Raw genomic sequence first — 12940 nt, 5'->3', positions numbered from 1 at the left:
CGGCGGCCCCGTAATCGGCTTTCCCCCCGGCCCCCTCAAGGTGCGAAAATGACCGCACTATGAGTAAGGGAATGTACGTACCGAAAGAGTCCCAGCCGAAGCAGGGTGGGGCGGCCTCCGCCAAGGCCAAGGACGGTAAGCGCAAGATCATCGCGCAGAACAAGAAGGCCCGGCACGACTACGCGATCATCGACACGTACGAGGCCGGTCTCGTCCTGACCGGCACCGAGGTGAAGTCGCTGCGCCAGGGCCGCGCCTCGCTGGCCGACGGGTTCGTCCAGATCGACGGGAACGAGGCGTGGCTGCACAACGCCCACATCCCGGAGTACAGCCAGGGGAGCTGGACCAACCACGCCGCGCGCCGCAAGCGCAAGCTGCTGCTGCACCGCGAGGAGATCGACAAGCTGGCCGTGAAGTCCGAGGAGACGGGTCATACGATCGTCCCCCTCGCCCTGTACTTCAAGGACGGCCGCGCCAAGGCGGAGATCGCGCTGGCCCGAGGCAAGAAGGAGTACGACAAGCGGCAGACCCTGCGCGAGAAGCAGGACCGGCGCGAGACGGACCGCGCGATCGCGGCGGCGAAGCGGAAGCAGCGGGGGGCGTAGCCCGCCTGACCGGGGGAATACGGTGGCATCGGCGTGCGTTGGTCACGTACGATGGCATCTGCACTCCACAGCGGGTGCGAGCCCTCTCCAGAGGTTCTCCGGAGGGGTTTGAAAAATCAACATGGGGATGATCGGTTTCGACAGCGGCTGTCGAGGCAGGGGAAGCGTGTCGAGAAAGCGGCCATGATCTCGTAAACCACAGGCCGAAACAAATAATCGCCAATTCCAAGAGCGATTCTCCCGAGCTCTTCGCCCTCGCTGCCTGATCAGGTAGTGATGCGATAGCTCCTTAATGGGAGTGTCAGCCCGGGGCTGTTCCCGACCCGGATCCTGGCATCAGCTAGGGGACTAAACCTTGATCCCGGTCACGGGGTGAAGAGGGAAACCAAACAGTGACTGGGCCCGTCGGCGACTTGTTCGCGTGATCGCCGGGGCCGAGAAAATCACAGCGAACTGCACACGGAGAAGCCCTGGTTCCGCACCGTTGGACGCGGGTTCGATTCCCGCCATCTCCACTCATCCCATGTGGGCAGAGGCCTCGTCGCTTTCGTGCGGCGGGGCCTTCGTCATGCCGGGATTCCGTCTTTGTCATGCACGGATTCATAACATCCCGAGCACACCCTTCACAGATGGCACACGTGTTCGCTACCGTTCGGTAGCCACGCTCGATGGAGCTGACCACTTCGTCGCGTGCACGTCAATCAGCGACCGGGGGAACACCGTCGCCACGGGGAGGGACACATCGTCATGCCGCGATGCATCGTCACGCAGCCATTCCTGACGCATCCGAGCCGCCGTACCGAGGTCTGACCACCTCTCGGCACTTCCACCTCTTCGCACGGGCGCCCCCGCCTGCCTCTTCACGAAGAACGGGATGTTCTTTTGCGTCTCAGACCAGGGGTCCGCACACCCCATTCGCGAATATCCAGGTATTCCGCACGACTTGTCCCGTCCGTCCTCGCGCTCGCCGTGCTGACCACGATCGCCGGACGGCCCGATGTCCTGCCCCAGGACCGGGACACCGACTTCACCCCCGTCGCCGACAGCTACGACGGCTTCGACGCCAAGGCCGCGGAGCAACTCCGCCAGGACCAGTGCCTGATGTCCGAGGTGCTGCGCATGGGCGGGCCGGCCATGTACGGCGTCGCGCAGGACGGCCTCAACCAGACACCGGACAAGCTGCATGCCGCGGCGAACCGGGAGTACTGGAACAACACCCCGCTGGCGACGACGTTCACGAAGGACAGGGACGCCGCCAGCAAAGAAGGAACGGCGCTCTACGAGCACATCCGGGACTGGAAGATCACGGGTCTGCCCACGCCCGGCGGCTTCAAGTCGGTCGCCGACTTCGAGGACCCGCCCGGCCTGCCCGGCAGCAACGAGAAGAACTTCTTCGAGCAGACCGGCCTGTCCAAGTGGATCTGGGAACAGTTCTGGAAGCGCGAGGGCGACTTCTACGAGGACACGACCCCGAAGGCCGACGAGACCACCGTCAAGGCGGTCAAGGACCTCGGCACCCCGCTCTACGGCAAGGATCCGGACCCCTCGCTCCCCACACCGCAGTGGCAGCAGGCGTACGCCGAACACCAGGCCTGGGACGGCCTGGTGAACTGGTCCATGGAGCCGACGGGCGCCGACAACGCCCGTATCTTCCTGTCCTCCGGCGGCTTCCCGCGCACCGCGCCCGAGCCGGGCAGTGTCGAGTACCGCCTCGCCGTCGAGGACTTGAAGACCCGGTTCGCCTCCTGTGCCTGGCGCACCCCGGTCGACCCGAGCAAGGTCCTCGGCAAGGAGGTCGCCGACGCGTCGGCCGAGTGGCAGCAGGAGATCGCCTCCCAGGCCACCCAGCGCAACCAGATCCTCAACGCCAACCGTGACGCCACCAAGGCCCTCGCGGCCGGCGCCAAGTCGCTCGGCGAGATGCTGGGGCAGTCGTGGCTGGCCGACCATCTGACCCGCTGGCAGGACTACTGGTCCGCCGGCGGCCCCGGCTGGATCGGCGACAGCCCGATGGTCATCCACGCGCACGGCGCCGCCGACCAGTGCCTCGAAGTGGGCGGAGGCAAGAAGGACAACGGCACTCCGGTGCAGATCTACACCTGCAACGGCACCGCGGGGCAGAAGTGGCAGATCAGCGGAAGCGCGCTGGTCAACGTCAACTCCGGCAAGTGCCTGGACGTGAAGAGCGGCGGGAACGCGAACGGTACCGCGTTGCAGATCTGGACGTGCAACAACAGCGCCGCCCAGAGGTGGGAGTACAACACCCACGCGACCACGCGCCTGTACAACCCGGGCACGGCCAACTGCCTGGACCTCGCGAGCTACGAAAAGGGCCGCGACGCACGGATGTGGGACTGCAAGGCCACCGACCCGCAGAAGTTCGACATCACGCCGTCCGGTCACAAGGGCACCGACAGCCTGGACTACCCGACCAAGGCGCAGTTCGACAAGGTGAAGAAGTCCGTCACCGAAGCCCAGACGGCCTCGAAGAAGCAGCTCGACCTGCTCAAGGCCCAGGCCGCCACGGCGAAGAAGTCCGCCACCGACACGGACACCGCCACACAGGCCGCCTACGCGATCGCCGACAAGGCGGGCGCACCCCGTGGCCGTGGCTTGCTGGTCGGACAGCAGAAGGCGCAGGTCACCAAGGCGACGGCGGCCGCGCTGGAGGCGATGGCGAAGGCCGGTGACACCGCGTACGCGGCCACCCGTGCCGCCGCCGGGGACAGCGAGACCATCGCCGCGCGTGCGCTGACGCAGGCCGCGCAGTCCAAGGCCGCGTTCCGTACGGCTGCCGCGCAGGCGGCCAAGGAGCAGGCGAAGGCCGCCGCGGACGCGGCCGCGGTCCAGGCGAAGAACGCCAAGGACGCGCGCGACCTCGCCAAGACCAAGCTCGCCGAGACCGAGAAGGCCGAGGCGGAGGCGAAGGCGGCAGCCGCCACCGCGCACGCCAAGCGGCTCGCGGCGGAAGCCGAGGCGGCCACGGCGAAGGCGGAGAAGGAGACCGCCGCGCAGAAGCAGGCCGAGGCCGCGCAGCACAGGAGCAACGCCGAGGGCTACGCGAAGACGGCGGGCGAGGCCAAGGGCCGGGCGGAGGCCTCCGAGTCCACCGCCCGGAGCAAGCGCCAGGGCGCGGAAGCGGCCCGGGACCGGGCCAAGGGCAAGCGGGACGACGCTTGGGACGCGGAAAGCAAGGCGAACGCGGCCCGTGCCAAGGCCGATGCCAAGGACGCCTACGCCGAGGCCCACGACTCCGCGGACGACGCGGCCGAGTCGCGGGCCGCGGCCAATGACGCCGACAGGGCCGCCGACGACGCGGAAGCGGCCGCGAGTTCGGCCCGTTCCGAGGCGGACGCGGCCACCAAGGCGGCGGCCGACGCGGACGCCGCGGCGACGCGTGCGGAGGCCGCGGCCAAGCGGGCCCGTTCCGACGCGGACGCGGCCCAGGCGGCCAAGCTGAAGGCGGACGCCGCGGTGAAGACGGCGACCAGTGCCGCCGCGGAGGCCATCAAGGCCTCTCAGGACGCCGCGAGCGCGGCACGCACCGCGGTCAAGCTGGCCGACGAGGCCGAGAAGCACGCGGCCGACTCGAAGAAGCAGGCCGACGCGTCGAAGGCGGAGGCGGCCAAGGCGGTCGCGGGCGCGGCCGACGCCGTCGGTCACGCCTACACGACCGCGCAGGCGGCGGAGGACGCCGGCGCCTCGGCCCGGCAGGTGGCGGCCCCGGCGAACGACGCGATCCAGCTCGGCTCGCCCTACGTCACGACCGACTCCGCCGCGGGTCTGGTCGTCCTGACGGGCCAGTCGTCGAAGACGATCGCCGAGCAGCAGCAGGCCGTCGCCGAGGCACACGCCGCCAACGCGAAGAAGAACGCCGAGCAGGCGCAGAGCCTCGCCAACGCGGCGACCGGCGACGCGAAGGCCGCGTACACGATCGCGGCGGAGGCCGCCGGGTACGCGGCGAACGCGCGCAAGTCGGCGAAGGAAGCGCTCGGTTACGCCTCCGAGGCAGCCAAGTACGCGGCGGACGCGCAGAAGTCACTGGCCCGCACGATCGAATACGACCAGCAGGCCACCGAGGACGCCGACGCGGCCGACAAGGCGGCCGGACGCGCCGAGGGCTACGCCAAGGATGCCCGCGACTCCGCCGACCAGGCGGCCCTGGACGCGGCAGCGGCCCGCACGGCGGCCTCCGAGGCCGAGCAGGCGGCAAAGGACGCCCGAGCGGCGGCCGAACGCGCCGACGCGGAGGCCACCGCGGCCGAGGAGGCGGCGAAGGACGCCCAGAAGTACGCGGAGTCGGCGCAGCAGGCGGCCGACTCGGCCGACCGGAAGGAGGCGAACCAGACGGTCTCGACGGGCTCCGGCACCGGCATCGACGGTGTCTTCTACGTCGTCGACAAGGTCACCGAGGCGGCACCGGGCAAGCAGCTCAACGAGTGCCAATACGTCCCCCAGGGCTGCACAGTGACGTACGAGCTGCACCTCAATGTCACGGCCAGCTTCTACTACTGCGCCAACCCCGACGTCCCCGCCACCGAGGCCGGCTGCCCGAAGGCGGACTGGATCTTCCTCAAGACGGAGACGCTCAAGGACCAGAAGAACAACTGGACGCACCACTTCAGTTTCGGTGACATCACCCGGATCGGCTGGCAGAACCTCTTCGGGGAGAAGGCCGGCGCGATCCTGTACGAGATCGTGCTGGGCGACGTCGCCCGGTGCTACCACGGCGACAAGTCCAGCTGCGCCTGGGCGGCCGCGCTGGTCGTGCCGCCGTCGATGGCCGAGAAGCTCGCCGAGTCGGTCAAGCTCGCGGCACGGGTCGAAGAGGCCATCAAGAGTGGTACGAAGGCCGCGGAGGTCCTCGCGGATCTGAAGAAGATCTACGGCGAGACGGGCGCCGCCCAGGCCCTCGCCAACTCCGCGAGCGAGGCGGGCATGGCGCTGCGTATCGCTCGCGGTGTGGCGGAACGAGCCAAGATCGCCCGTGGCGCACTGGACCCCAGGCTGCTGGACCGGCTCAAGGACGCCGGGGTGAAGTTCAACAAGGCGGACACGATCTGGGTGATCGAGTACGCCAAGCCCGGTGTGAACCTCGCCTGGCTCGAGAAGGGCAACGTCAACGCGGGCCTGACCCACATCATCTTCCGGCACGCGGGAGAGTTCGCGGCCGCGGGGGTCCGCATCGAGGACATCCCAGTCCTTGTGAGCAAGGCCCTGACCGAAGGCACGAGGGTCGGCACCCAGGGGGCGGGAAGGCCGATCTACGAGGTCGTCTTCAACGGCAAGACCCAGCGCGTGGCCGTTAGCGTGGGCGACAACGGATACGTGATCGGAGCGAACATCGCATGACGTCCGAAGAACCGCGGAGCGTGCTCGTGCAGGCCCGGGGCGAGCCCTCCCCGCTGTACGAGCCAGTGGATCCGGAGGCCCACGACGACCTCGGTGCCTTCACCCGCAATGTCCCGCTGGACGACGACCGGCTGGCCCTCCCGGCAGAACTGGTGGACGTGCTGCGCTCCTGGTCGTCGGCCCGCCCCCCTGCGGGTTTCACCTCCCGCCCCGACCTGCGCAAGCACGTCGAGCAGGGGCTGGAGACGGCCCGGCGACTGGCCAGGCGGCTCGGCCCGTCGTGGTCGGTTCGCTACTGGGACGAGCGCCACAGGACGGCGAAATGGGTGTGCTGGGGCTGCGACCGCCTGCACTGGGAGCGTGACGACCACGGCACACCGCCGCACCCGGTCGACCTCACGGTCGAAGGCGAGTTCAAGTACGGTCCGTTGCGCTCCGAGGGATTCGGGGACTTCTTCCCCGACGACCCCGCCTCCGGGCTGGCCCTGTCCGACGACCTCGTCGCCGATCTGTACACATGGGCGGAGAGCATCGACAGCACGCTGAACCTGGACCTCAGGGACCGGGAGGAGGGCAAGTACGACGCCCAGTGGCAGCGGCTGTTCCGCGAAGGGACGGAGCTGGCGAGACGAATCGCCCACGAGCTCGGCCCTGCCCGGACAGTTACGTACAAAGGTCTGGCCCATGGCGGTCTGGCCGCGCTGACATCGATCAGCTGGCAGGGAGACCGGCAGTTGTAGGCGCGAGCTGAAGGTGGCCGGTGGAGCGGGAGAGGAACCAGGGACCCTCGCTCCACCGGCCACGTGCCGCGTCCTTGCCTTGGAGACTCCCGTCCGACGGGCACCTACCAGGACTGCTGCGGTTGAGCCTTGAGCTCGAACCACACCGTCTTGCCGATGCCGCCGGGACGAGGCCCCGCGCCCCAGTCGTCCGCCAGTGCCGCCACCAGTGTCAATCCCCGGCCGGACTCGTCGTCGGGTGATGCCTCGCTGGGCGTCGGCAGGGTGTCGTTCGCGTCGGCCACAGAGATGCGGAGGCGGCCTGCCTCCAGGACGCAGCGCGCCCGGATCTCGCGGCCCGGTGAGACCTTCGCGTGGCGGTAGGCGTTCGTCATCAGCTCGCTGAGCAGGAGGACCGCCGTCTGCGTCACCTCGTCCGGGAGTTCCCAGGAGGCTGCCTGTTCCCGCAGGAGGGTTCGGGCCCGACCCACACTGCGGGCGTGCCGGGGGAGGCGCCACTCGATGTCCATGCTCGCGGGGTTCCTTGCGTGTGATTCTCCGTCGTTTTCCGTGATCAGGCTGGTGGTTGCCGCCTAGCCTCGGCAGTAGCGGAGCGGGTACACAGCGTGCTTGTACACGGTGTGGCAGCGGGAGGCGGGTGGGTGCGTGGCTTCGGGGGAGTCCCAGCAGGCACAGCAGAACTGGCGGTACTGCGGCGGGCAGATCAAGTTGTGGCGGGAGGAGGCGGGGGTCAGCCGACAGGCGCTGGCCGGTGAGGCCGGGTACGACGGTGAGTACGTCAAGTCGATGGAGTGCGGCAGGCGGCGGCCGACGCTGCGGCTGCTGCAGATCGCGGATCAACTGTGCGGGGCCCGCGGCAAGTTGGTGGCGGCGCACGAGTTTCTGAAGCCTGAGCCTTTTCCTGCGCGGTCGCAGGAGTACATGGCGATCGAGGCCGAGGCGATCGCCGTGCACGACTACTCGCTGGCGCTGATTCCTGGTCTGTTGCAGACCAAGGCGTACGCGCAGGCGCTGATCAGCGAGAGCTGTCCTCCGCTGGACGACGAGACGGTGGGCGAGCGGGTCCGCGCGCGGTTGGCGAGGCAGGAGGCGCTGACGCGCCGTACCAAGACGGTGTACGGCTTCGTCGTCCACGAGGCCGCTCTGAAGACGAGGGTGGGCGGACGGGCGGCCATGCGGCAGCAGTTGGACCACCTCCTCGACGTCGGCGCGCTGCGCAACGTCTCCGTTCAGGTGCTGCCGTTCGGCAAGTGCGGGGGACTGGCGCTCAATGGCTCGTTCATTCTGCTCGAGACCGCGGATCACGAGCGCTTCGCTTACGTTGAGGGTCCGGAGACGAGTGTGCTGCACTCCGATGCAGGCAAGGTCAGCGACCTTGCGCAGGTGCATGGCATGATCCGCATGCAGGCCCTCGGAGTTGAGGAGTCGGCTGCGTTCATCGGGAAGGTGGCGGAAGAGCTATGACCGAGCCGTTGACATGGTTCAAGTCCAGCTACAGCGACTCGCAGGGCGGAGCCTGCCTCGAAGTCGCCGTCCGCCCCCACATCATCCACATCCGAGACTCCAAGCTAGGCACTCGAAGCCCCCGCTTCGCCGTCCGTTCCCACGCCTGGACCGCCTTCCTCGGGTACGCCTCGCGCGCGATCTGAGCCCCGGGCATCGGAGGCCCGGCTCCCACAACAACCGCCCCCGTCCCCTCGCCTGCGCTTCCCTCGTGCGGGCGGACAATTGGCAGTTGGCAAACATGCAACGGTCCTCTGCGCTACATTCGGGGACCTGAGCACAACTTGCGACAAAGGGGGCGCTCGGGTCGGGTGGGGGCCTGGATCGGCGACTGGTGCTCGGTGTCGTGCGCGCACCCATGAGCATTCCGTGGGGGGATGTACGTGCACGTGAAGAATGCGAGTGATGGGCGGAAAAACGCCCCATCGGAATGGCCGGAAGTAGCATCCGCGATCAGTGAACGCGCTGCAAACGGCGGCGAGACCCAGTCCTTTCCGGACACCGCGGGAACCGGCACTCTCGCCGACCCTTGGGAGGGATCCGACGCCTCGTGCAACGAGCACGACCCCGACGAGGTCACGGTCCCACTCGACGACCTCGGCGCGCGGTGGGAGGACCGAGGCTTGGAGCAGACGAGGCGTGGGACGGACGGCTCCGAAGGGCCGGTGTTCGTCGACGAGTCGGGCCGCCGCAGCCGTACATTCCGCCGGATCGGCATAGCCGTCGGCTTCGCCTGCGCCGTCTACGCCGTCGTCATCGTCGCCACCCTGCTGTCCGGCAACTCCCACGCGCCCTGGCTGCCCGTACCGGGGCAGAACGCCGACCGGCCGGCCGACGGTGTCGACACCTCCCCGCGGCCCCCGGCCAGGGAACATCCGTCCGCGGGCGCCACTCCCGGCACCGCCCCGACGGCCGCCGGCGCTACGACCCCGAGGCCGGACACCGGCAGCGCCCGACCCCGCTCCTCGACCGGCCCCGACCGGCCCAGCACGTCCGCCAGCCCTTCGCCGACCAGCGCCAGGACCATCCCGGGTCCGGGAACCGGCCCGGCCGACCGGAGCCCCGAGCCGACGCCGACGCAGGGCTCGCCCTCGCCCGACCCCAGTGCTTCGGCGGACGGCGGCAGCGCCTCGCCCGACCCCTCGCCGTCCGGCGGCAGTGTCGACCTCGGCCCCGGCCCGGTGGCCAACGGCGGGGCTGATCCCCTGCCCATCGCCGTGAGCCCCGCCGGGGACAGGGGCACGTCCGCAGCGCCCGCCTCCCCCTCCCCGGAGCCCGTTCTCTGATGACACCCCGCACCCGCCGCGGCGGGCGCGCGACCGGAACCGCCGACCGTTCCCGGCGCCGCCGTCTGCCCATGCGCCTGCTGCTGCCCGCACTTGTCCTCGCCGTGCTCATGGCGATGCTGATGCTGCGCGGCTACACCCACAGCGAGATCCTCGCCGACCATCGCATCCGGCCCGCGACCGCCTCCGACGAGGTGCCCCGGACGATCCGCGGCGGCGGCCCGGTCATCGACACCCGCGGCGGCCGCACCGCCGGTCTCAAGGTGCGCGACCACCGCCTCGTCCTCACCTTCGACGACGGCCCCGACCCGACCTGGACCCCCAAGGTCCTGGACGTGCTCGACAAGCACCACGCGCGCGCCGTCTTCTTCGTCACCGGCACCATGGCCTCCCGCCACCCGGACCTGGTCCGGCGCATGGTCGCCGAGGGCCACGAGGTCGGGCTGCACACCTTCAACCACCCCGACCTCACCTACCAGTCGAAGAGGCGCATCGACTGGGAGCTGTCCCAGAGCCAGCTCGCGATCACCGGCGCGGCCGGCATCCGCACGTCGCTGTTCCGCCCGCCGTACTCCTCCGACGCCCACGGCATGGACAACCGGTCCTGGCCGGTGACCCGGTACATCGGCAGTCGCGGCTACATCACCGTCCTCACCGACCACGACAGCGAGGACTGGCGCAGGCCCGGCGTGGAGCGGATCATCCGCAACGCCACCCCGAAGGACGGCCGAGCGGCGATCGTCCTGATGCACGACTCCGGCGGCGACCGCCATCAGACCGTGCAGGCACTCGACCGGTTCCTGCCGCGGATGAAGGCCCGGGGCTACCAGTTCGCCAACCTCACCGAGGCCCTCGGTGCCCCCAGCGCCCACACCCCGGTCACCGGTGCCGGGCTGTGGAAGGCCCGCGTGTGGATCCACCTGGTGCGGGCCGCGGACGGGATCACCGGCGTGCTGGTGGCCTGCCTCGCGATCATCGGAGTCCTGGTCATCGCCCGCTTCGGCCTGATGCTCGTACTGTCCGGCCTTCATGCGCGCAGGGTCCGCCGGCCCGGCTTCCGCTGGGGCCCGCCGGTCACCGAACCGGTGTCGGTGCTGGTCCCGGCGTACAACGAGGCCAAGTGCATCCGGAACACGGTCCGTTCACTGACCGCGAGCGAGCACCCGATCGAGGTGATCGTCGTCGACGACGGCTCCGCCGACGGCACCGCGCGGATCGTGGAGGCCATGGACCTGCCCGGCGTACGGGTGATCCGCCAGCACAACGCGGGCAAACCGGCCGCCCTCAACCGCGGTCTGGCGGGCACCCGGTACGACATCGTCGTGATGATGGACGGCGACACCGTCTTCGAACCGTCCACCGTCCGCGAACTGGTGCAGCCCTTCGCCGACCCGCGCGTGGGCGCCGTCGCCGGCAACGCGAAGGTCGGCAACCGCGACACCCTCATCGGCGCCTGGCAGCACATCGAGTACGTGATGGGCTTCAACCTCGACCGCCGTATGTACGACGTGCTGCGCTGCATGCCGACGATCCCCGGCGCGGTCGGCGCCTTCCGGCGCACCGCCCTCGAACGGGTCGGCGGCATGAGCGACGACACCCTCGCCGAGGACACCGACATCACCATGGCGATCCACCGCGACGGCTGGCGCGTCGTCTACGCCGAGAAGGCCCGCGCCTGGACCGAGGCCCCCGAGTCGGTCCAGCAGCTGTGGTCCCAGCGCTACCGCTGGTCGTACGGCACCATGCAGGCGATCTGGAAACACCGCCGCGCCCTCGTCGATCGCGGCCCCTCCGGCCGCTTCGGCCGGGTGGGCCTGCCGCTGGTGTCCCTGTTCATGGTGGTGGCCCCGCTGCTGGCCCCGCTCATCGACGTGTTTCTGCTCTACGGCCTGGTCTTCGGCCCCACGGGCAAAACGGTGGCGGCCTGGTTCGGAGTCCTGGCCGTCCAGGCGGCCTGCGCGGGCTACTCCTTCTACCTCGACCGCGAGTCTCCGGCCCCGCTGGTCTCGCTGCCGCTGCAACAGATCCTCTACCGCCAGCTCATGTACGTCGTCCTGCTCCAGTCCTGGATCACCGCCCTCACCGGCGGCCGTCTGCGCTGGCAGAAGCTGCGGCGCAAGGGTCAGGTCTCCGCTCCGCCGGGAGTACCCGCCCAGCGCGGTGAGGTCAGGGAAGAAGGGCCGGTCCGATGAGCACCCCGCCGATCACACCGGCCCCGGCACAGCCGGCCGAGGAGCAGACCCGGCCGGCACCCGTCCGCGACCGCTACTTCGATCTGCTGCGCGCCATCGCCCTGTTCCGGGTCGTCCTCTACCACCTGACGGGCTGGGCCTGGCTGCCCGTCGTCTTCCCGTCCCTGGGCGTGATGTTCGCGCTCGCCGGCCACCTCATGGCCCGTTCGCTCGGGGAACGCCCGCCCCTGAAGGCCGTACGCGCTCGCCTGCGCCGGCTGCTGCCGCCGCTGTGGCTGCTCGGCGCGGTCGGCGTGACGGGCATGGTGGTTCAGGGCTGGGGCCCGGACTCCGAAGGTCACCCCGGCTGGTGGTGGCTCCACCTCATGTACTGGATCCTGCCGCTGAGCGAGCCGCCCGGCGCAGCGGACCTCCCGGGGATCCAGGGCGTCCTCGGCGGCGACTGGGCCTTCGAACTCGCGGTGCCGCTCTGGTACATCCGCGCCTATCTGTGGTTCGTCCTGCTCTCCCCGTTGCTGCTGAAGGCCCTGCGCGCGCTGCCGTGGGCGACGATCCTGGCGCCGGTCGGCCTCTGCGCGTTCCTGGAGTTCGGCCCTGTCACCGTCATCAGCCCGCGGCTCGACTCGGCCGTCCTCGACTTCGCCACCTTCGGCGCCTGCTGGATCCTCGGCATGGCCCACCAGGAAGGCGCATCCCCCGCTACGCCGTCCCCTCGGTGACCCCGGCCGTCGCCCTCCTGGGCCTTTCGTACGCAATGACGCACGGCTTCAGGGCCGGCCACGACCTCGACGACATCCCCTTCGGACAGGCCCTGTGGTCCCTCGCGACGGTGCTGCTGCTTCTGCACCTCAGCCCCTCGTGGTCCGAGTGGCCCCGCAGGCTGCGCCGCTGGGGCGGGCTGATCAGCCTGCTCAACTCCCGTGCCGTGACGATCTATCTCTGGCACACCGTGTGCATCGTCGTCGCCGCGTCGATGTGGGATCGGCTGTGGGGTTTCGAGGCACTGGAGCTGCACGTCCCCTGGCTGCTGGAGAGCTCCTGGCCGGTCCTCGGCCTCACCTGGATCCTCGTGGCCGGCTGCATCGTCTGCTTCGGCTGGGCGGAGGACATGGCGGCCGGGCGGAAGCCGCGCCTGTGGCCGGACCTCACCTCCCGTTCGCGCGGGAGGTGAGAGCAAAGTTCCTTTCCGGTCACCCACAGCCACAGGCAGGAAACGCGCCCTCCCTACCTTCGGGACTCATCACCGCTCAGTACCGACAGGG

8 protein-coding genes, 1 other RNA gene and 1 pseudogene are annotated in these 12940 nt (G+C 69.8%); 9 read left to right on the top strand and 1 reads right to left on the bottom strand.

Annotated elements, in window-relative coordinates:
* Positions 1-71: 71 nt before the first annotated feature.
* The 4 genes from smpB to F7R91_RS31130 all read left to right on the top strand — a co-directional run bounded on the left by smpB (position 72) and on the right by F7R91_RS31130 (position 6697).
* A complete protein-coding gene (gene smpB / locus F7R91_RS31145; protein ID WP_225320871.1) occupies positions 72-605 on the top strand; it encodes an SsrA-binding protein SmpB in 534 nt (177 codons plus the stop codon).
* A 123-nt stretch (positions 606-728) separates the two neighbouring features.
* Positions 729-1123, top strand: a transfer-messenger RNA (tmRNA) gene (gene ssrA, locus F7R91_RS31140).
* Between the two features lie 364 nt (positions 1124-1487).
* Positions 1488-5957: an RICIN domain-containing protein gene (locus F7R91_RS31135; protein WP_456243072.1), complete on the top strand. Its 4470-nt coding sequence runs from the start codon at positions 1488-1490 to the stop codon at positions 5955-5957.
* Positions 5954-6697 (top strand): hypothetical protein, encoded by a 744-nt coding sequence (locus F7R91_RS31130; protein ID WP_150954436.1) that lies wholly within the window; start codon positions 5954-5956, stop codon positions 6695-6697. The genes F7R91_RS31135 and F7R91_RS31130 overlap by 4 nt, the downstream gene beginning before the upstream one ends.
* A gap of 104 nt (positions 6698-6801) precedes the next feature.
* Here the strand turns inward: F7R91_RS31130 and F7R91_RS31125 are convergent, their stop codons facing one another.
* The gene (locus F7R91_RS31125; protein WP_150954433.1) at positions 6802-7206 is read right to left on the bottom strand and encodes an ATP-binding protein; all 405 of its coding nucleotides are present in this window, start codon (positions 7204-7206) and stop codon (positions 6802-6804) included.
* 136 nt (positions 7207-7342) lie between these two features.
* Here F7R91_RS31125 and F7R91_RS31120 point away from each other — a divergent pair, with 136 nt between their 5' ends.
* From F7R91_RS31120 to F7R91_RS31100, 5 genes and pseudogenes are all read left to right on the top strand, one after another.
* Positions 7343-8161 (top strand): helix-turn-helix domain-containing protein, encoded by an 819-nt coding sequence (locus tag F7R91_RS31120; RefSeq protein WP_150954431.1) that lies wholly within the window; start codon positions 7343-7345, stop codon positions 8159-8161.
* Complete coding sequence (locus tag F7R91_RS31115) at positions 8158-8346, top strand: DUF397 domain-containing protein (RefSeq protein WP_150954426.1); 189 nt, start codon at positions 8158-8160, stop codon at positions 8344-8346. Before F7R91_RS31120 ends, F7R91_RS31115 begins: the two co-directional genes overlap by 4 nt.
* 477 nt (positions 8347-8823) lie before the next feature.
* Positions 8824-9486, top strand: a complete 663-nt coding sequence (locus F7R91_RS31110) for a hypothetical protein (RefSeq protein ID WP_150954423.1) — start codon at positions 8824-8826, stop codon at positions 9484-9486.
* Positions 9486-11678 (top strand): bifunctional polysaccharide deacetylase/glycosyltransferase family 2 protein, encoded by a 2193-nt coding sequence (locus tag F7R91_RS31105; protein ID WP_150954420.1) that lies wholly within the window; start codon positions 9486-9488, stop codon positions 11676-11678. The genes F7R91_RS31110 and F7R91_RS31105 overlap by 1 nt, the downstream gene beginning before the upstream one ends.
* A pseudogene (locus F7R91_RS31100) lies at positions 11675-12849 on the top strand (acyltransferase family protein). Before F7R91_RS31105 ends, F7R91_RS31100 begins: the two are co-directional and overlap by 4 nt.
* Positions 12850-12940 lie beyond the last annotated feature (91 nt).

It is taken from the genome of Streptomyces luteolifulvus, assembly GCF_008806595.1.
Classification (GTDB): domain Bacteria; phylum Actinomycetota; class Actinomycetes; order Streptomycetales; family Streptomycetaceae; genus Streptomyces; species Streptomyces luteolifulvus.
The sequence above is the reverse complement of the archived record's forward strand: the minus strand, read 5'-3'. Positions and strand labels throughout refer to the sequence as shown.

Coding starts and splice junctions, on each gene's coding strand:
- F7R91_RS31130 (WP_150954436.1), top strand. CDS start 5,954: ATGACGTCCGAAGAACCGCGGAGCGTGCTCGTGCAGGCCCGGGGCGAG.
- F7R91_RS31125 (WP_150954433.1), bottom strand. CDS start 7,206: ATGGACATCGAGTGGCGCCTCCCCCGGCACGCCCGCAGTGTGGGTCGG.
- F7R91_RS31115 (WP_150954426.1), top strand. CDS start 8,158: ATGACCGAGCCGTTGACATGGTTCAAGTCCAGCTACAGCGACTCGCAG.
- F7R91_RS31105 (WP_150954420.1), top strand. CDS start 9,486: ATGACACCCCGCACCCGCCGCGGCGGGCGCGCGACCGGAACCGCCGAC.
- smpB (WP_225320871.1), top strand. CDS start 72: ATGTACGTACCGAAAGAGTCCCAGCCGAAGCAGGGTGGGGCGGCCTCC.